Raw genomic sequence first — 20,184 nt, 5'->3', positions numbered from 1 at the left:
AACTTTAATCAGTGGGAGTTTTGTAATTATTAACCTATGCCAATCTTGCTTCTACAGACATCCCGACTCCCACATAACTCACTTACATTCACTAATTTTGAGATTAGATTCTTACTGCCTGCAAATGTCCTGATAAAAAATAAAAATTCATATGCGTGTTTTTTTGTTACAATAAAGGAAAGTTACTTTTCGCAACGGTTTAATTCTCAAGAAAAATGATATATCTAGCAAAAACATAGTTTGGTCTATATAATCCAACTTCTACCTATTAAAAGAACATGAACCCTTTTACATACAACATCATTTTTCTAAATTATACAGGGGGGAACGAACATGACCATTGAAAATCAATTTATTCAAAAAGTTTACTATAAAACATTTTTAACAGAAGAAACTTCTACTCCTGCATCGGAAGTACTCGGTGAAGCATATATAAATGAATCTAAAAATGAATTCTCCAACATTTCTAATATTCGATTTGCTCAAGGTGAATTTTATTATCAAAATAAAGATTTTGAAGCAGCTATATTTAAATGGGAAAAAGTTAATAATACTCTTGCACTTTGGGCAACAAAAAATATTGCAGATGCTTATTTTGAACTAGGATTCCTACCAAAGGCAGAAGAAATTTATCAATCTATTCAAACAGAAGATACAACTCTTACGATGGAAGTTTCATTACAACTTCTTTCTCTTTATATCGAACAAGATCGTTTAGGACTTGCTTTTAAGACGATTAGTGAAGCTGTTGCATTCCAACCGGATTACCCAAATATTACTGCAATTGCACGTTCTTTCTATGAAAAACAAGAAGATTGGAACAACGCTATCGAACTAGCTGTTCAAGAAGGTATTCGAACACAATCTTTACACTGGTTTGATACATTAATAAATTACATAAACAAAGGATTTACTAAAAATATTAAGCCTGAATATTTCTATGAGTCTTTAAAAGCTCTATATGCTGTTGATCAAGCTCAATTTAAAGAACTTGTTATTGCTCTTTGGAATAGCTACCAACATGAATCCTTATACCTTCCTTGGATTCAAAGTATTAATCATTTATTCTTGCATATTGAAACAGACAATAATGACGATTGGAATGAAATTTCTACTCGCTATCAAGAAACATACTTTGCATTAATTACCGGAAATCATTTTATGCATGAATTAAACGGACTTGTACCAAATCTATTAACAAATTGGTTCAGTTTAACGAAAGCAAAAGATTCTCTAGTTGTCTCTGCAGCAGTATTAGCATGGAATGAAGTCTCACCTACAACCTTAGAATCATTACTCGTAAAAAGTGCTGGATCCTTACTTTCTAATACATCAGCTGAAGCAGATGTAAATATGGAAATAGTTTCTCATTTATTCGAAACAATCGCTGTATGGGCTGAGAAAAATGATGTAGATTTAAGTCATCAATTTACGCTACTCGTCCATGAACTATGTGATTTAAATGTCACACCACTACTAATAGCTGGAACTAGTGACCATGATAAAACATCATTTGTTAATTCAATATTAGGAGAGAACATCTTAACTGAAACTTTAACAACTCCTATTCTATTTAAAGACGCTAGTCAAACTGAAATAACAGAATTTAACGAGTTAGATATTAGAAATATCTCTAACCTTGATGAATTCCATCAAATAGCGGCTACATCTGCTCAGTCAGAACTTGAGAAAAAATGTATAGAAATTAAGCTACCAAGTAGATTTTTAAGAAAAAATAAGTTTACATTTCTTATTACACCATCCATTCAAGGACAATTGGATAAAAACAATGCATACTTTGAATACTTACAAGCAGCAGATAGCCTTGTTTACGTATTAAATTCTTCTTCACCATTGCATAGTGAAGAAATTGATACGTTAATTTATTTACGTGAACAAGTACCAAACTTACAAATTCACTTCGTATTACACACAAATAATACGACTACTAATGAAAAACTAATTAGTAAACTTAAAGTACATTTTCCAGATGCACAATTCTTCCCATACTCTCCTTCGCAAGAGAGTAGTCAGCAACTTGGAGATGTAACAGAATCTATTCTCTCTAATCTTGCAAAACGCGATATAGAAAAAGAACGTATAGAAAAGCTAATATGGTTTACGCAAAAGACAATTGCTTATCTCATAAATGAACGTGTGGAATTAGAAAATACATTAGTAAAATCCGTACGCTGGAATAAACACATCTCAGTGAAACTTACTGGATTTATTAATAACCTTACTGCTCTTGAAAAAGATAAAATTCGCTCTATTACCGAATCCTATCTTTTAACGAAAGAAGAAATTACACGAGATATACATTCTCAAATTCCTGAATTATTACAGAGCTGCTCTGATCTTGTTCAAGAAGATAGTGATTTCAAACTAGTTCATGAAGAATTAAATGCTGCAATGAATGAACGAGTTCAAAAGCATGTGCAACAGGTACTTCTTCCTAAATTTACTGGGTCTATTCAAGAATGGATTGAAACGGCACATAATGAATTTATTCAAGCTCAAGCTTATTTAGATGAAATGAGTGAAACGTTTAATAAATTATATAAAGAAGAACGTATGAAACTTCCTTGCGATTTCAAATTATTAGATGATTGGAATCGAGATGTTGCACGAATGACAAATCGAATTACAGTAACGAACATCAATATTTTATTACGCTTTACACCGACACAGTTTTTCTTAAAAAGTGCCGGAAAATTATTTGGTAATATGCAAAAAAACCAATCTATGCTCGCCAACAAATATAAACAATATATTGAAACAGAAGACTATACAGAAATTGCTCACACAATTTCAAAACAATTCTTCCTTCAATTTGAAGTATTTGAAGGTGCATTAGAACGTGATATCATGATGTTCTTCAAAGATCCACTTAACATATTGAAACAAAATGTAGATGCAGCTCAACTTGAGATACAGGAAGACGAGCAAACATTAGCAACGCTAAGAAGCAATCCAGAAACATATCATGATCCTTTGGCGTTATTTAAACTACAATTGCTACAACATAAATTCGTTTTAAGTACTACAAAGAAACATGAAGATATGTTTGTATCTAACGAATCTCCTACTGTTTAACAAAAAAACCAAGCAAACTAAAATTTGCTTGGTTTTTTACTTTATTATTTTCATATGTTCAAACGGATAATAAATGCCTGCTAACTTTCCTAACACATCTTCTCTATCAATAAAACCTAAACCATTTCTACTATCTTTACTTATTAAGCGATTATCTCCCATAACAAAAATCTTATTTTTAGGAACTGTAATCGGTCCAAAGTCCTCTGTTAAATTCATAAGTTTTTTTTCTGCTTGTTTTTTATTACTATCCAAATACTCTTCATCTTTCACTTCAGAATTTACATATAATTGATCATTTCTCATCTCAATTATATCTCCAGATAATCCAATCACTCTTTTGACATAAAAATTATCTGTTTTCACAACAATAATATCTTCTCTCCCATAGCTTTCAAATTGTTTTGCTAACTTATTAACAATTACCTTATCTCCATCTTGCAACGTTGGCCTCATAGATGCTCCTTTTACAGTCGTAGGGAAAAACACAAAAATTTTCGCCAAAAACACCAATAAACATGCAATTGCAATAGTTCCAAAGAATTCACGCCAACGTTTTTTCTTTTGCATCATTTCACCATCTCATCATCTTTTTATTTTTATTATAAATAATACAACCGATATTTTTCTACAAAATTCTGAATTATAAAATTATAATATTAGAAATTTCAAATGGTAATACTGATCAAATTAAACAAGCAAAAAAGATACTCTCAAAATAGTCTATTCACTATTTTGAGAGTATCTTTTTATAATCCCACATATACAATACACATTTGAGCAGCTACATATGTAAACCAAATCCAAAGTGGCTCATACTTCAATTTACGCCCTCCGATATCTGTCACGCCAATAATAAAATCAGAAATCACAAACAGTAAACCACCAAACGCTGGTATCCACCATATTCCTGTATTTTCATAATATAAGGCGAATGCAAAGCAAGCCATTCCTCCAACCCACAATCCGTAAATTAGAGCTCCTATCGTAAACAATTTATCCTGTTTATCATTTCGGATAAAGAAGAACCATCCTACAATTAGAAAGAGCCCATATACGAGTAAGCCAATCCAAAAACCATTCCACGAAATTCCTGTTTGCAAAAATGCTTTTACATAAAAACAATGAGCAAGAGCGAAAGTAACCATCCCACCAATTAATCGATGACCAATTGGAATCAGCCCAGCCATAAACAAATCTCCCACAGTCGATAAAGTCATACCAAGTGCAACCCACGTACTATACTCTACAGATGGATCTTGTAACCATATCCAAATTGCACTACCTGTTAAAGAAAAACTAAGAATAAGACGGATTGCTAAAGGTAACGGCATATTATCTTTCGTTCTTTTTGTCTGCCGCATTGCATAAATTGCACCAATTAAAAAAAGAAGTATTTGCCCAATTAACACCACGTAAAGTAGATTCATAATATGTTCTCCTCAATAAATGCTTTTTGTATCTTTTTTCGTTACACTTAGTCTATTATCCTTTTTCTATAAAAAAAGAAGAACAGTACTGTTCTTCCATTGTAATCGCTTTTCTGCTTTCTATGCTACTTGTTTTTCTTGCTCTATTTTTTGCTTAGCTGGCGTCCGATTTACCACAATAATTCCCGCGGCTACACATGCTAAACCGAGTAAAACAAATGAATGAATTGCTTCACCTAAAATCATGCTCGATAATAACACACCAAATACGGGTATAAAGAACATATACATAGATACTTTTCCAACCTTGTTGTACTTCATAATTGTATTCCAAATACAAAAACCAGCTGCAGATAAGAAAGATAAATAAATCAGCATAAGTAGTGCATGTAGACTAAATGTAAATGGCATTACTCCAACTTGTAAAGCCCCTATACATAATAATCCTATAGAACCAAACATCATTTGGTATGCTGTCATATAGCCAACATCTAACGTTTTACTACCTTCTTTCGCTAATATGTTTCCATATGAATACAGCATTGCTGCACTAAGAAGTAATAAGCTTCCGATTCCAAAATGAAATGATAAGCTACCATCACTCGGCACATTTACTAAAACGACGCCACAAAAGCCAATCGATACGCCAATTATTTTTCTCATATTGAGGGCATCATCTTTATATAAAAAATGGGCGAGTAAAATTTGAAAGAATGATGATGTCCCTGAAATGATAGCTCCTTCAATTCCCGAACTATAACTCATTCCAATATAAAAACAGATATATTGAAGAAACGTTTGGAATAAACCAATTTGTATTAACTGTTTCCCCGTTCCTTTTTTGAAGCTCATATCTTTTCCTAACACTTTAAAGAATAATAAGAGCATGACTCCAGATAAAAAGAAACGATAACCGGCAAATAATATTTGCTCTCCAACTTCTTGTGGTTGAATTCCAAGTTCAACATAACTTAATTTAATAAAAGGAAATGCGCTTCCCCATAAAAAAGTTGCTACTATTGCAGCAATAAATACGCCAATCGGATGGGTAAAAAATTTCTCTGTCTTCACTTGTTGTCTTCCTTTCCGACCTTTTTATGAACAATATTCATATATACCAAAGGAATTGCGAAAACACAAGTTTTCCGTTTATACTTGAAACAAAACCGTACCATCTCATAAAAACATATGATATACTATAGAATAATTACAACATAAGAACGATTAAAAACAGATTCAACAGAAATGCTGCTATCCATTATGGATGGCAGCTTTCGTCGTTTTATAGGGGTTTCGATTTTGATTATTTTTCTCAATAAGAATTCGGAAGGAGCGAGTAGTAATGAACTCAGAAGTAAAAACGTTACACGCAAAAGAAACAATTTCTCATCCCTCTTTATGGGACACATTAAAAAAACATTATGAACTTGTATTTGCAGTAGCATCTGGTATTTTTATTTTAGCTGGCTGGCTATTCACAAAGAACGATGCAATAAATGTAGGTATTACTTGCTATATCCTTGCTTATATAGTTGGTGGATATGCAAAAGCTAAAGAAGGCATTGAAGATACGATTGAAGAAAAAGAGCTAAATGTTGAAATGCTAATGCTCTTTGCAGCTATCGGTGCTGCAATTATTGGCTACTGGGCAGAAGGGGCTATTTTAATCTTCATCTTTGCACTCAGCGGTGCTATGGAATCTTATACGTTAAGTAAGAGCCAAAAAGAAATTTCCGCTCTTCTTGACTTACAACCCGAAGAAGCATTACGTATTTCCACCGGAACTGAGGAACGTGTTCCTGTTGGAGAGTTACAAATTAACGACATTATTTTAATTAAACCCGGTGAACGTGTTCCTGCTGACGGTACGATTCATAACGGTGAAACAAATATCAATGAGGCAGCAATCACAGGAGAACCTATTCCAAATGAGAAAAGACATGGCGATGAAGTATTTGCCGGTACTGTAAATTTACGTGGTGCTATCGAAGTTAAAATTACGAAGCCGAGCGATCAAACATTATTCCAAAAGATTATCCGTCTCGTCCAAAGTGCACAAAGTGAAAAATCACCATCACAACTATTCATCGAAAAGTTTGAAGGAACATACGTAAAAGGTGTACTACTCGTTGTTGCGCTTATGATGTTCGTTCCTCATTTCTTACTTGACTGGAGCTGGAATGAAACGTTTTATCGCGCTATGATCTTACTTGTAGTCGCATCTCCTTGTGCGCTCGTAGCTGCCATTACACCAGCTACGTTATCAGCCATTTCTAACGGAGCGAGAAACGGTATTCTCTTTAAAGGCGGTATACATTTAGAACGCCTTGCTTCTGTGAAAGCAATCGCGTTTGATAAAACAGGAACATTAACAGAAGGTAAACCTACCGTAACAGATGTATATGTTCGAGAAAATATAACAGAAAAAGAAGTACTTTCTATTACAGCATCAATTGAAAGTCACTCTACACATCCTTTAGCTGAATCCATTGTTAAATATGCACAACATGCGTACGACATTACTTTAAAAAAACCAGAAAAGGTTGAAGATGTAACTGGTTTTGGTCTAAAAGGAATATTGGAAAACAACGCTTATAAAATAGGTAAAGCTGATTTTATCGGTGAAGAAACAAAGACATTTCATAATGGTATTTCTGCCTCACTTGAAAAAGAAGGTAAAACTGTCGTTTATATTAGTGATGAGGGAGGCATTCTTGGACTTATCGCTTTAAAAGATACGCTTCGCCAAGAAACAATAGCTGCTATTCGTGATTTACAAAGCATTGGTGTCGAAGCAATTATGATTACTGGAGATAATGAAGAAACGGCAAAAGCAATTGCCTCTGAAAGTAATATAAAGGAATATTACGCATCATGCTTACCAGAAACAAAAGTTGAAACGATTAAAAAGTTAAAAGAAAAATACGGTACAGTAGCAATGGTCGGAGACGGTATAAATGATGCACCTGCACTAGCTACTGCTAGCATTGGTGTCGCAATGGGAGAAGGAACAGATGTAGCTTTAGAAACTGCAGATGTTGTACTGATGAAGAACGAACTATCTCGCCTTTCCCAAGCAATTCGTTTATCAAAACGACTGAACCGTATTGTGAAGCAAAACGTAATCTTTTCGCTAGCCGTTATTGCCATGCTAATTTGTTCAAACTTCTTGCAATTTTTAGCTCTTCCATTCGGTGTTATTGGCCATGAAGGAAGTACGATTCTTGTCATTTTGAATGGCTTACGATTACTAAAAGGAAGCAAATAAAACGGGTCCCTCATAGAGGACCCGTTTTTTTTAGTGATAGCTATTATGACCGTTCGCACTGCTACTCGTTTTATGCTTTGGATGCGAACTGCTCTTTTGTTTATTATTACTTTTATTATTATGGTTCTTTTTATTATTACTCATGAAATATCCCCCCTGTTCCTTTTTATTATGGAACAAGAACTCATTATTCATTACGGGAATTATTGTCACCGGTTCTATAATGGTGGAGTAAACCATTAATTTCACCGCCAAGTAAAATTACCCATCCAGTTAAATAAAACCATAACATTAAAATAATGATACCACCGAGACCACCATATGTATTGGCGTAATTCGCAAACTTATCTACATAATAAGCAAATGAGTAAGACACCACAATCCATCCTACAGTAGCAAATAACGCCCCTGAAATAACTTCTCTTCTTTTTAACTTTCGATCTGGTGCAAATGTATATAAGAAACTAAACAAAGCAAATAGTACGAAGAAACTCGCTACTAATCGTGTAATGCTCCATACGAAAGAAAAACTATCTGATAAACCGAGTGCTTTAAACACTGCTGCTCCAATAACTTGTCCGAATACCGGAACAATTAACGCAAAGACAATCATAAAAATAATAGCTAATGTAAACACAATTGATAACGCTCTTGTTGTAATAAAAGAACGTGTTTCCTTTACGTCATAAGCGCGGTTAAAAGCATTCATAACCGCATTAACACCATTTGAGGCAAACCATAACATGGATAATAAACCAAATGATAATAAACCACCATTTTGCTGGTTTACAACTTTATCTACATTTACCTCAATTAAGTTCATTGCATCATCTGGTACATAAACCTCTAATAAACTAAGCACATCCTCTGTTTGAATGGGAATAAATCCAAGAAGCGTAATTAAGAAAACGAGCCCAGGAAAAATTGCAAGCAAGAAGAAATAAGCGAGCTGTGCTGCCAAGCCCGCTACATCATCGCGCATCGTCCGGTCATATAAATCTTTACCAAACGAATAAGTACGATTTCTTCTCACCTTTTCTAAAATTTTTCTCATATATGTTTAAACGCTTTTCTTCTCTTCTTTATCTTGCTTTAACTCAATGTACGCTTCAGTTTTTTTTTCCACTGCATTTGAGTCTTTTATAAATAATTCACGCGCTTCTTTCATACCACCATCTTCAGCAACTACTGGCTCTTCTTCTGCTTTCAGCTCATCTACCTTTGGAGATACAGCTTGAATTTCAATCGTTTCTGGCTTTTCTTCTGGCTCAACTTTTTTCTTACTAAAAATTTCTTTCGTTTCTTTTAACGTCTCTACAACAGATGGCGTTAATTTTTTAATTTCTGCTACTTTCGCTTTTACAACATTGAAATCAGCAAGTTCGCGTCCTTTATCTGTAACAGTTTGCACTTTTTCTTTGATCTTTGCATTTTCACCAATTTCAATCATCTTTGTTTTTGCTTTTTCTGCTGTATTTTTTACTTTTTCACGGTTTTCTTTCTTTAACATGGATACCGCTACACCTGCAGCTACACCAATCGCAATGTTTCGAGCAATATTATTTTTCTTTGCCATATTCCTTCACCCTTTCATTTCTTATGTTAGAAAGTATTTCTTTCTAAGCTTCCTCATATTCCTTGTTCATTTCGAATGAAAGCTAATAGCTTTGCACACCCTTCTGTTACAAGGTCATATACTTCTTGGAAATTCCCTGTATAGTAAGGGTCAGGAACGTCTGTCCAGCCACCGTCTGGAACAAAATCGGACAGCCTACCAATATAGCCTCCAGTTTTACCTAAACTTTTTAAATCTGCTATATTCTTGTTGTCCATGGCAATAATATAATCAAACTTTGTTAAGTCTTCTTTTTCTACTTGCCTTGCTTTAATTCCTTCAAAAGTGACTGCATTTTCTTTTAAAATTTTTTGTGTTCCTTTATGTGGCGGATGGCCAACATGCCAATCTCCAGTTCCTGCAGAATCAATGACAATTTTCTCTTCAAGTCCCTCTTTTACGACAAGATTTCGAAAAATCGCTTCTGCCATCGGAGAACGGCAAATGTTCCCAAGACAAACAAACAATACTTGAACCCTGTTTTTGTTTCTTCCCTTCTTGGTGCATTTCTTCATATATACTTATAGTATAAACAACCAATTATGAAATATAAAGGAAATCCCTACTAATTTAATAGGATTGAAAAGATCCATTAACGAAAATGATAAAAAATGTTAAGATAGCCTTATGTTATTTTAAAGGGGGACACTTCGGTGGATTTATCCGTAAAGTCAGAAGAAAACGTTGAATACATGGTCGAAGCTATTAAAGAAAAATTACGTATGGTTAATGCTGGAGCGATGAGAGCTGCTAGTTTTAACGAAGAAATGTACGAAGATTTACGTGATATTTATGATCATGTTATGAAACGTGAAACATTCAGCATTAGTGAAATGCAAGCTATTACAGAAGAATTAGGTACATTAATTAAAAAGTAAAAAAGCCTCTCTTATATGAGGCTCTTTTTTATTTCCAACAAATTCATGACAACTCTTCTCTTTCCCTCAACCAACTGTAAAATATTGTACAATAGAAGTAGAACCTCACCTTAGATTTTTTCTCCATACATACTACTCACAAATAATAGCAACACTACCATTGCTAACTGTTTTTACTGGAGGTGCTTACTTATGAGCAATTGGTACAGTAAGACGAAAGATCAAACATTGATTGACCTAGAAACAAACGAACAACACGGTTTAACAGATGAGATTATAAGTGAACGTTTAAAGCAATACGGTTCTAATGAATTAGCTACAAAACAAAAACGCACTTTATGGCAGCGTATTTTCGCCCAAATTAATGACGTCCTCGTATATGTCCTTATTATTGCTGCCCTTATTTCTGCCTTTGTAGGTGAATGGGCGGATGCCAGTATTATCGCGCTTGTTGTAGTTTTAAATGCTGTTATCGGTGTTGTCCAAGAATCGAAAGCAGAACAAGCTTTAGAGGCATTGAAAAAGATGGCAACACCTAAAGCTATCGTCAAGAGAAATGGTGAACTAAAAGAAATTCCATCTGAGCACGTCGTTCCAGGGGATATCGTTATGCTCGACGCCGGACGATATATCCCATGCGATTTACGCCTTATTGAAACCGCAAATTTAAAAGTTGAAGAATCTGCTCTAACTGGTGAATCTGTCCCTGTTGATAAAGATGCAATCTACCACCCTTCCATGCAAAGTGATGAGCAAGTACCACTCGGCGATCAAAAAAACATGGCATTTATGTCCACTCTTGTAACATACGGAAGAGGCGTCGGTGTTGCTGTTGAAACTGGAATGAACTCACAAATTGGTAAGATTGCTACCCTTTTACATGAAGCAGACGATGATATGACACCACTTCAAAAAAGCTTAGCACAAGTCGGAAAATATTTAGGCTTTGTCGCTGTAGCTATTTGTATCGTTATGTTCCTCATCGGTTTTTTACAAGGCCGGGATACGTTAGAAATGTTTATGACTGCTATTAGTTTAGCCGTTGCAGCTATTCCAGAAGGCTTGCCAGCTATTGTTTCCATCGTTCTTGCAATTGGTGTGCAACGTATGATTAAACAAAACGTTATCATTCGGAAACTACCAGCTGTTGAAGCCCTCGGTTCTGTCACAATTATTTGTTCAGATAAAACAGGTACGTTAACGCAAAATAAAATGACCGTTACTCACTTTTATAGTGATAACACATACGATCGCTTAGAAAGTTTAAATGTAAATAATGATGCGCAACGTCTATTGTTAGAAAATATGGTGCTATGTAATGATGCTTCTTACACTAACGAATCACAAACGGGAGACCCGACTGAAATTGCACTTCTCGTTGCTGGAACCACTTTTAACATGCAAAAAGATCATTTAGAAAAAATACATGAACGTGTTAACGAAGTACCTTTCGATTCAGATCGTAAAATGATGTCAACCGTACATACATACGATGAAAGCTACTATAGCATGACGAAAGGCGCTATTGATAAGCTCTTACCTCGATGTACCCATATTTTTAAAAACGGCAAAATCGAGATTTTAACTGATTCTGATAAAAATCAAATATTAGAAGCTGCCGGAGCAATGTCTCAAGAAGCTTTAAGAGTACTTTCATTCGCATTTAAACAATACAATTCAAACGATGTGGATATAAATCATCTTGAAGAAAATCTTATCTTTATTGGTCTTGTCGGTATGATTGATCCACCACGAACTGAAGTGAAAGATTCAATTACAGAATGTAAAAAAGCCGGTATTCGCACAGTTATGATTACTGGTGACCATAAAGATACCGCCTTTGCAATTGCCAAAGAACTTGGCATTGCTGAAGAAATATCGGAAATTATGATTGGAACTGAATTAGATAACATTTCTGATACAGAACTAGCTAGCAAAATTAATCATTTAAATGTATTCGCTAGAGTCTCTCCAGAGCATAAAGTGAAAATTGTAAAGGCATTACGCGCGAAAGGAAATATCGTTTCTATGACTGGTGATGGCGTCAATGATGCACCATCTTTAAAGCAAGCCGATGTCGGCGTAGCGATGGGCATTACAGGAACAGACGTTGCAAAAGGGGCAGCGGATGTTGTGTTAACAGATGATAATTTTTCATCTATCGTGAAAGCTGTTGAAGAAGGTAGAAATATTTATCGCAACATAAAAAAATCAATTCTCTTCCTACTCTCTTGTAACTTCGGAGAAATTATCGCTTTATTTTTAGCAATTTTACTCGGCTGGGCAACACCACTACGACCTATTCATATTTTATGGGTGAATTTAATTACAGATACACTGCCTGCATTATCACTTGGGGTTGATCCTGAAGATCCAGATGTGATGAAGGAAAAACCACGACATGCAAAAGAAAGCTTATTTAGTGGCAGCGTTCCTTTCCTAATTTTCAATGGAGTTATCATTGGACTTTTAACGCTAATAGCTTTTATCGCCGGAGCAAAATTCTATACTGGAGATACAAATTTATTCCCTCTTTTCCCAGAGCGAATTGATGACGATGCTCTATTACACGCTCAAACGATGGCATTTGTCGTTCTTAGTTTTTCTCAGCTCGTTCATTCATTTAACTTGCGTTCAAGAACGAAATCAATTTTTTCAATTGGGATCTTTACAAATAAATATTTAGTTTTCTCCCTTCTTATCGGTGTTCTTATGCAAGTTTGTATCATCTCCATCCCGCCCCTTGCAAATATATTCGGTGTACATGCATTAACGATGCGAGATTGGGGATTTGTTCTCTTATTGAGTATCATTCCACTTATTGTGAATGAGATTATTAAATTAGTGAAGAGAAACTAAAAAGGCAATGAGGAATATTCCTCATTGCCTTTTCATTTATCCTTGTAATTCTTTTTTGATATTCTCCGTTAATGTAGCCATACGCTTGCGACTTTCTTCACGCTCACGTTTATTTTGTTCTTCAATTTGTTGTGTTTCTTGCATACCTCTTGAAATAATGTTCCAAGTTTCCTCAAGCGTTTCCATCTTAATACTAGAAGAACCTGATAATCTCGCTACTTCTACACTTTGCGTTGCGATATTTTGTGCATTTTTCTTAAGTAATTCATTTGTACGGCGATCAAGTTCAGCCATAGAATCTGCAACAAGCTTTTGACGTTTCGCATTTACTGCTTGAATGATACCATTTTTAAAGATAGGAATCGTTGTAATAAATGCTGTATTGATTTTACCAATTAATTTATTATTACCACGTTGAATCATGCGAATTTGCGGCGCTGTAAGTAGCGCAACCATACGCGCTTTTTCTAAATCATCAATACGTTGCTCTAAAATTTCAACCGAGTTTTTAAGCGACTCTAATTCAATACCTGCTAATTGATCATTATTACGCACGCGCTCTTCATACATCGGAACTAATTCTGTATTTAAACGCTCTAATAACATTTCTCCTGCTACTACATACTTCTCTAAGTCTAAATAATATTTTAAGTTTTGCTCATACAAGCCATCTAACGTTCCAATTGATTTTTTCATCTCATCTTGGTACTTCGTAATTTCCACATAAACTTTATCAATTTCGCGGCCCATCGTTTGATATTTACTAAAGATTTGTTCTATCATTTTATCCGCTTTTTTGAACATGCGCGAGAAGAAACCACTTTTTTCTTCTGCAAAGTCTTTACTATCAAATCTGTCCATAATTTTACCAAGTTGCTTTAACAATTCACCAGAATCTTCTATCTTTGATAATGACATTGTATGTAAAATTTGATCAGCAAAACGTGAAATTTCCATAGAAGGTTCTTTTCCAAGTTCAATTAATTCCAGTTGATCTTTAATATCTACTGCGTTATAAATACGTTGCACATCTGCATCTTGTCTAAGTTGCAAGCGAACATCTTGTGCGGTTTGCTCATTCAATTCAGTTTTCGAATCTAGTACGACTGGGTTATTCATATGGTATTCTCCCTTTCCTTATAAAAATGGACGAAATAGTCCTTTTATTGTTTGTGATAAATTTTTATAGGCTGATGAACCATGAAACTCAAGATCGAAATTAACTTCTTCAAGCCAATGGGAATCAAATGCTCCCGCTTCAACATATGGTTCAATATCGTTTCTGCCCGTGGGATTGAAATGGAATACATCTACTCCAATTTGATTCAAAAATAGTAATAAAACAGCGTCAGAACGAGTTAATTCTCCGCTCTTCTCATTATTAAATATAACAATTTTCGGTACATCTTGTGAATAATCAAATTTCTCAAGCTGTTCTAAAATATTGGGTGGTATTTGAGAAAGTTGTGCGAAAACATATAGCGCTACATCTTGTTTCGTCTCTTTCGCAATTGGTTTGCACATTTCACTTTCGCACGTATGGATAATCGCCTCTGCAATCCCATGTTGTAAACCTTCCGGTAAACGCTTATGCGGCCACCAATGGCTATTCATAATTAGATCAGGATGTAATTTTCCAGCTCGGTCCAATGCATCTCGATAATGATATTGGAAGTTTGCTTTTTGCTCTTTCGTAAACGGGAATGTATTAATTAATAAACTGTTATCAAATGATGTAACAGCCTTTAATCGTTGAAAATATTCTTTATCATTCTTTGAAACGCCTGATATTTTCGCAAATAAAGAAGGAATATAAATATGTTTATTTTCAACAAAGAATGTTGGACGTACAAATGCCTTTTCTTTCGTAATTAAAAAGAGTTCATCATATGTCGTTTTTAACGTACGTGCTACAGGTGTATACGAACGGAATTGCCACGGTTTATATAATAGTGAATTATCGTGGTGAAGTACTTGTTCAATTTCTTTCGAAGCTTGATACGCTACTGTTGCAACACGCTCGCGGCGGCGATCAGGGAATGGTTCAAGAGAAATGCGACCCGGATGGGACACAATAAAAGTTCTTCCCTCCTCATCAATATTTTCAAATCCATCTTTTCCTTCGGGGTGATAATAAAGCACATCACAACCGAGCATAATAAGAAAATATAAGAAATATATACGGCTTTCCTGTGCATCACCATACCAAACGATACGTGGCATCTGTTTCTTATAATTAATCGTAGAGAACCACTTCGCTACGTAATTTTCGCTTAGTTTAATTATGTCGATTAAGAAACGACGGAAGCCTTCTGTCTTTAACGACTGATTATGTTGTTTCTCATATAATTTCAATACTGCAATAAACGTCGTATGTATGTAATGCTGTAAATCAGGGTTGTCTACTTTCGGTAAAAGTTGTTTCCCAGATAAGTGTGCAACTAACCTATTTACTGTCAGACCATTTGGTGCTTCTTGATGTAATCCGAACACTTCTTGAATATGACGAAGCTTTTCTGAATCAATCACTTTGTTTAAATTTTGTTCGTGTAAAACTTCGATTCCTTTCGCTTCACTATAATCAAACAGTTCATTAAAATATTCATCTACATCATTAGGAACGCCAAGGATTCGACATGCTATATAACTAAATTTCATCTCATTCTCTGTCAGCTCATATTGTGGGCGTTTTTCTAAAAGCGCTTCAAATTGCTTTAAATCTGATTCATCTTTTAATGCATATGGTTGAAGTGTAAAACGTGAAAACACAACAGTTCACCTCCAAAAACATTTACGTTTTTTCTAAGTCCTTCTTCTATTATAAACTATTTTTGGTTATAAAAAATGGGCGCTCGCAAAACGAGCAAACCCATTCCAATTATTTATTGTCTTCTTTAGTAGCTGCTACTTCTTCTTTAGCTTGTCCAGAATTCTTCATGTAGTGAAGTATAAATGTTGCTCCAAATGCTACAACTAAAATAATGAAGAACACTGTATGGCTTATTTCAATATGAATAACAGACAATAACATTTTTGCTGCAATAATTAAAATTAAAATATATGCTGTCGTTTCAAGTTCTGGAATACGCTCTAACAATTTTAAGAATACACCAGCGATACCACGCATCATTAAAATACCTAGCATTCCGCCTAATAGTAAAATCCAAACTTCATTAGATACACCAAATGCAGCAAGTACGCTATCTACAGAGAATGCGATATCCATTAATTCAACCATCGCAACTGTTCCCCAGAAGACACCGAACATTCTGAAGAGAATACTATTTTGGTTCATACCATGAGATTCCTCTTCTTCTGCATTACCTTTTCTTTTATCAATGAAGTATTTAACTGAAAGCCACGCTAAGTAAAGTGCACCTAACACTTTTACCCATGCTAATTTAATTAAGAACATCCCGATTCCAATCGCAATAAAGCGGAACACATAAGCTCCAATAAGTCCATAGAATAATGCTTTTTTACGTTTTTCTTCCGGAAGGTGTTTTACCATTACCGCTAACACAAGTGCGTTATCAGCAGATAACAACCCTTCAAGTACAACAAGTGTACCTATTAATCCCCAAGATACTGGATCTTGCAACACTTTAATCCACATGTCCAAGTCGAAAAACTGAGCATACGTATCAAGGATTCCTTGCAAAATACTCATCTTACCTTTATCCCCTATTCTTTGCTAGATTTATAGAAAGGTCAAAAAAAGGAAACGAATATCGTTTCCTTTCTATGCATCCAAGCCATACGCTCTTACAAGCGCACCTAAACCACCTTGGAATCCACTTCCTACTGCATTAAACTTCCACTGTCCATTATGACGGTATAATTCACAAAAGACAACTGCTGTTTCGATGGAGAAATCTTCCCCTAAATCAAAACGAAGAACTTCTTCATTCGTCTCTTCATTTGCTAAACGAACAAACGCATTTCCTACTTGTCCAAAGTTTTGATTACGGCCTTCCGCATCATAAATTGTAACTGTAATAGCAATTTTATGAACATCTGCTGGAACCTTCTTCAAATCTACAACAAGTTGCTCATCGTCGCCTTCGCCTTCGCCTGTACGGTTATCTCCTGTATGTAAAACAGATCCACAAGGAGACTGTAAATTATTATAGAAAATAAAATCAGTTTCCTTCGTACATTTTCCGTTTGCATCTAATAAAAAGGCAGATGCATCTAAATCGAAATCTGATCCACCGTCATAAGATTTAATATCCCATCCAAGACCAATTACTGCTTTTGTTAAACCAGGGCTTGTCTTACCTAAATCGATTTTCTGTCCTTTTTGTAATTGAATAACCATCTATATTCACCTCTATATTTTTATCTTTAAAAATATATCCATCGGTATACACGCATTTCACCGATGGATATATAAATCAAATCTATTACTCTACATCTAAACCAAAATTATTACATAGAGACGCTAATCCACCTTGGAATCCACTTCCGATTGCATTGAATTTCCAGTCACCTGCATGACGATATAATTCACCTACTACTACGGCTGTTTCAATAGAGAAATCTTCTCCTAAATCGTAACGAATTAATTCTGCATTCTTTTCTTCATCTAAAATACGTACGAAAGAGTTAGAAACTTGTCCAAAGTTTTGGCTGCGTCCTTCTCCATCGTAAATCGTGATTGTGAAGCAAATACGTTCGATATGTGCAGGTACATTTTTCAAATCTACTTTAATCGATTCGTCATCGCCTTCACCTTCGCCAGTTCGGTTATCTCCTAAATGCTCTACAGCACCATTCGCACCTTTTGGGTTATTATAGAAGACGAAATCCTCTGCACCTGAAACTTTACCGTTAGCACCTACTAAGAAAATACTAACATCTAAATCGAAATCGTTTTGTCCATCATAACGATTCGTATCCCAACCAAGTCCTACAAGAACTTTTGAAAGACCTGGATTCGTTTTTGTTAAGTCTACCTTTTGTCCTTTTTTCAATGAAATTGATGCCATATACAATTCCTCCTCGGTTATTTTATTGATAACGTGATACAATCTCACTTAAGTTTTTATCTTGTGTTCCTTCTCCAACTGCTGAAAACTTCCATTCACTTCCGTGACGATACATTTCACCTGCAATTAGAGTCGTTTTGCCAGCATAATTATCCGATAAATTATAGCGTGCTAATTCTTCACCAGTTTGCGGGTTTTGAATACGAATATATGCATTACGAATCATCCCGAAATCTTGACGACGATTTACACAGTCATAAATATTTACAACGAATACTAAACGATTAATACGGCTCGGAACTTTATGTAATTCTACGAAAATTGTTTCGTCATCACCAGCGCCTTCGCCTGTTAAATTATCTCCTGAATGAATAATACTACCACAAGTAGAAAGTTTATTTCCGAAGTAAACTAAATCATTTTTGTTTAAAAAACGATCTCCTTCTAACATAACAACAGATGCATCACAATCTACATTTGGTTTACTTCCAAATAATGAAGACAGAAATCCACCTGATTGCCCAATTGGATCCCAGCCTAAGCCAACCTGTAGTTTTGCTACTTTTGGTTGTCCTTTCGTTAAATCGATCTTTTGACCTTTTTCTAAAATAATAGGCATGAAGTTTCTCCCTTTCTACAAAGCATTTTCCAAATCGGAAAATATTGTATTCTTCTCTTATATTGTAGCATTATTTACCTAGCGATAAAAAGGATAAATTCTCAGTTATATGAAAACATTCATATAATTTACTTATGATGATGTAAGAAGTGGTAAATAGCACCAATCATTCCTGCACAATTACCGTTTTGCGCAAGTTCAATCTCACAATTATTATAAATCTCTTGATTTAAGTATTTACTGATTTCTTCTTTTACTTCTTTTAAAAACTCATTTCCTCTATCGGTAATTCCTCCACCAATAATAATCGTTTCTGGATTAAAAATATAAGCAAGATTACTAATTCCGATTGCCAAATGTTTAAAAAAAATCCCAACTGCTTGAGCAACTTCTCTATCTCCTTTATCATACAACTCAAAAATTGTTCTCCCATTCCACTCGCCTTTGCCTTTATATTTTCTTACAAGCCGAATTAATCCTGAAATCGAAGCAACCTCTTCAAACGTTTTTCCTTCTATTAACATATTCCCCCATTCACCAGCACTAAATGAATGTCCTCGGTACAATTCTCCATCTATAAAAATTGCTCCCCCAATTCCTGTTCCAAGGGTGAGCATAATAAAGTTCTCTTTCTCTCTTCCACTACCATTCCACTTTTCTCCAAACGCTGCACAATTCACATCATTGTCAATCGATACTGGAACTTTTAATATCTCTTGCAATCTATCAATAATAGGAATAGTACTATATCCCGGAATATGATCCGCACCTCCCGTCACAATTCCTTTATTAATATCAACAATTCCCGTAGTGCTAATACCAATTCCTGTAATAGTATGTTCATTCATTATTTTTTTGGATACATATATAAGTTTTTGAATAATTTGTTCTCCGCCTAAATGAATTTCTGTTGCAACTGTTTTACGCTTTAATACTCTCCCTATTTCTGAAACAATGCCATACTTAATTTGCGTACCGCCAATATCAAACGCTATGTACTCTTTCATCTACTGCCACTTCCTCTACCGTTATGAATGTAAATTCCCCGCCTCTACTATTTGTAGGAAATCTACATTAACTCTTTTCTGCTTTGACAAATACACCACCTTTTTCTATATATAGTTTTTTTTGCATAAAACTCTTTTTCCTAAGAAATATTACAAAGGGATGTATTTTAGATGGAATATTAATTTCTTAGGAGGAAAACCATGACGAAAATCTTCATTTTAGCATCAACACTCTCTTTATCTTTTTTTAGCGGTTTAAATATCGGTAATGCTGCAACTGAAAACTTCCAACCATTAACAAACGCTATTGTACAAAATAGCAATCATTTTGCCGAAGGAAATTTAAAGGATAATAATAAACCTCCAGGAAATAACGGTTCTCAGGACGATAGTGGTTCTGGTGGCAGTGGCTCTGGCGGCA

Annotated in this window: 17 protein-coding genes and 1 pseudogene; 5 read left to right on the top strand and 13 right to left on the bottom strand. The window is 34.8% G+C overall.

The genetic code is table 11. From position 1 onward, the window contains the following. Positions 1-333 precede the first annotated feature (333 nt). Complete coding sequence (locus tag DN400_RS27465; RefSeq protein ID WP_000151423.1) at positions 334-3,096, top strand: tetratricopeptide repeat protein; 2,763 nt, start codon at positions 334-336, stop codon at positions 3,094-3,096. Positions 3,097-3,132: 36 nt separating this feature from the next. On the opposite strand, the gene lepB is transcribed toward DN400_RS27465, so the two are convergent. The 3 genes from lepB to DN400_RS27450 all read right to left on the bottom strand — a co-directional run bounded on the left by lepB (position 3,133) and on the right by DN400_RS27450 (position 5,597). Then, on the bottom strand, positions 3,133-3,669 hold the full coding sequence (lepB, locus tag DN400_RS27460; protein WP_000983310.1) for a signal peptidase I: 537 nt from the start codon (positions 3,667-3,669) through the stop codon (positions 3,133-3,135). Between the two features lie 176 nt (positions 3,670-3,845). Further along, the gene (locus DN400_RS27455; protein ID WP_001051080.1) at positions 3,846-4,526 is read right to left on the bottom strand and encodes a lysoplasmalogenase; all 681 of its coding nucleotides are present in this window, start codon (positions 4,524-4,526) and stop codon (positions 3,846-3,848) included. 120 nt (positions 4,527-4,646) lie between these two features. Then, positions 4,647-5,597 (bottom strand): DMT family transporter, encoded by a 951-nt coding sequence (locus DN400_RS27450; protein WP_000845707.1) that lies wholly within the window; start codon positions 5,595-5,597, stop codon positions 4,647-4,649. Between the two features lie 271 nt (positions 5,598-5,868). Between DN400_RS27450 and DN400_RS27445 the strand changes: the two genes are divergently transcribed. After that, a complete protein-coding gene (locus tag DN400_RS27445; protein ID WP_147802051.1) occupies positions 5,869-7,794 on the top strand; it encodes a heavy metal translocating P-type ATPase in 1,926 nt (641 codons plus the stop codon). Positions 7,795-7,981: 187 nt separating this feature from the next. Here the strand turns inward: DN400_RS27445 and DN400_RS27440 are convergent, their stop codons facing one another. Genes DN400_RS27440 through DN400_RS27430 form a run of 3 tightly spaced genes read right to left on the bottom strand, consistent with a single transcriptional unit; the run spans position 7,982 to position 9,924 of the window. Next, positions 7,982-8,848 carry a YihY/virulence factor BrkB family protein gene (locus DN400_RS27440; protein WP_001226536.1) on the bottom strand — a complete coding sequence of 289 codons (867 nt, stop codon included), beginning with the start codon at positions 8,846-8,848 and terminating at the stop codon, positions 7,982-7,984. Between the two features lie 6 nt (positions 8,849-8,854). Continuing rightward, positions 8,855-9,370 carry a DUF4075 domain-containing protein gene (locus DN400_RS27435; RefSeq protein WP_001085387.1) on the bottom strand — a complete coding sequence of 172 codons (516 nt, stop codon included), beginning with the start codon at positions 9,368-9,370 and terminating at the stop codon, positions 8,855-8,857. A gap of 53 nt (positions 9,371-9,423) precedes the next feature. After that, complete coding sequence (locus tag DN400_RS27430; RefSeq protein ID WP_147802050.1) at positions 9,424-9,924, bottom strand: low molecular weight protein-tyrosine-phosphatase; 501 nt, start codon at positions 9,922-9,924, stop codon at positions 9,424-9,426. A gap of 138 nt (positions 9,925-10,062) precedes the next feature. On the opposite strand from DN400_RS27430, the gene DN400_RS27425 reads away from it, so the two are divergent. Both DN400_RS27425 and DN400_RS27420 read left to right on the top strand, forming a co-directional pair. Continuing rightward, on the top strand, positions 10,063-10,287 hold the full coding sequence (locus tag DN400_RS27425) for a DUF1128 domain-containing protein (RefSeq protein ID WP_000366196.1): 225 nt from the start codon (positions 10,063-10,065) through the stop codon (positions 10,285-10,287). 192 nt (positions 10,288-10,479) lie between these two features. Further along, positions 10,480-13,146, top strand: coding sequence for a cation-translocating P-type ATPase (locus tag DN400_RS27420; RefSeq protein WP_147802049.1), 2,667 nt, complete (start codon positions 10,480-10,482; stop codon positions 13,144-13,146). A gap of 36 nt (positions 13,147-13,182) precedes the next feature. On the opposite strand, the gene DN400_RS27415 is transcribed toward DN400_RS27420, so the two are convergent. The 7 genes from DN400_RS27415 to DN400_RS27385 all read right to left on the bottom strand — a co-directional run bounded on the left by DN400_RS27415 (position 13,183) and on the right by DN400_RS27385 (position 19,763). Beyond that, complete coding sequence (locus DN400_RS27415) at positions 13,183-14,265, bottom strand: toxic anion resistance protein (RefSeq protein WP_001064413.1); 1,083 nt, start codon at positions 14,263-14,265, stop codon at positions 13,183-13,185. Between the two features lie 18 nt (positions 14,266-14,283). After that, positions 14,284-15,915 (bottom strand): YceG family protein, encoded by a 1,632-nt coding sequence (locus DN400_RS27410; protein WP_000492846.1) that lies wholly within the window; start codon positions 15,913-15,915, stop codon positions 14,284-14,286. A 109-nt stretch (positions 15,916-16,024) separates the two neighbouring features. Beyond that, the gene (locus DN400_RS27405) at positions 16,025-16,816 is read right to left on the bottom strand and encodes a TerC family protein (RefSeq protein WP_023520991.1); all 792 of its coding nucleotides are present in this window, start codon (positions 16,814-16,816) and stop codon (positions 16,025-16,027) included. Between the two features lie 72 nt (positions 16,817-16,888). Continuing rightward, positions 16,889-17,467: a TerD family protein gene (locus tag DN400_RS27400; protein WP_000236648.1), complete on the bottom strand. Its 579-nt coding sequence runs from the start codon at positions 17,465-17,467 to the stop codon at positions 16,889-16,891. Positions 17,468-17,552: 85 nt separating this feature from the next. After that, positions 17,553-18,137 carry a TerD family protein gene (locus DN400_RS27395; protein ID WP_000146729.1) on the bottom strand — a complete coding sequence of 195 codons (585 nt, stop codon included), beginning with the start codon at positions 18,135-18,137 and terminating at the stop codon, positions 17,553-17,555. Positions 18,138-18,159: 22 nt separating this feature from the next. Beyond that, complete coding sequence (locus DN400_RS27390) at positions 18,160-18,756, bottom strand: TerD family protein (protein WP_001121586.1); 597 nt, start codon at positions 18,754-18,756, stop codon at positions 18,160-18,162. 128 nt (positions 18,757-18,884) lie between these two features. Then, entirely contained in the window at positions 18,885-19,763 is an 879-nt protein-coding gene (locus DN400_RS27385) for an ROK family protein (protein ID WP_098255969.1), read from the bottom strand. A gap of 201 nt (positions 19,764-19,964) precedes the next feature. Between DN400_RS27385 and DN400_RS27380 the strand changes: the two are divergent. Beyond that, positions 19,965-20,184: pseudogene (locus DN400_RS27380) on the top strand (cell wall anchor protein); the annotation flags it as partial.

This window comes from Bacillus sp. AR8-1 (assembly GCF_008042345.1).
Lineage (GTDB): Bacteria > Bacillota > Bacilli > Bacillales > Bacillaceae_G > Bacillus_A > Bacillus_A cereus.
Note: the sequence above shows the minus strand (reverse complement) of the source record. Positions and strands in the feature narration are given on the sequence as shown.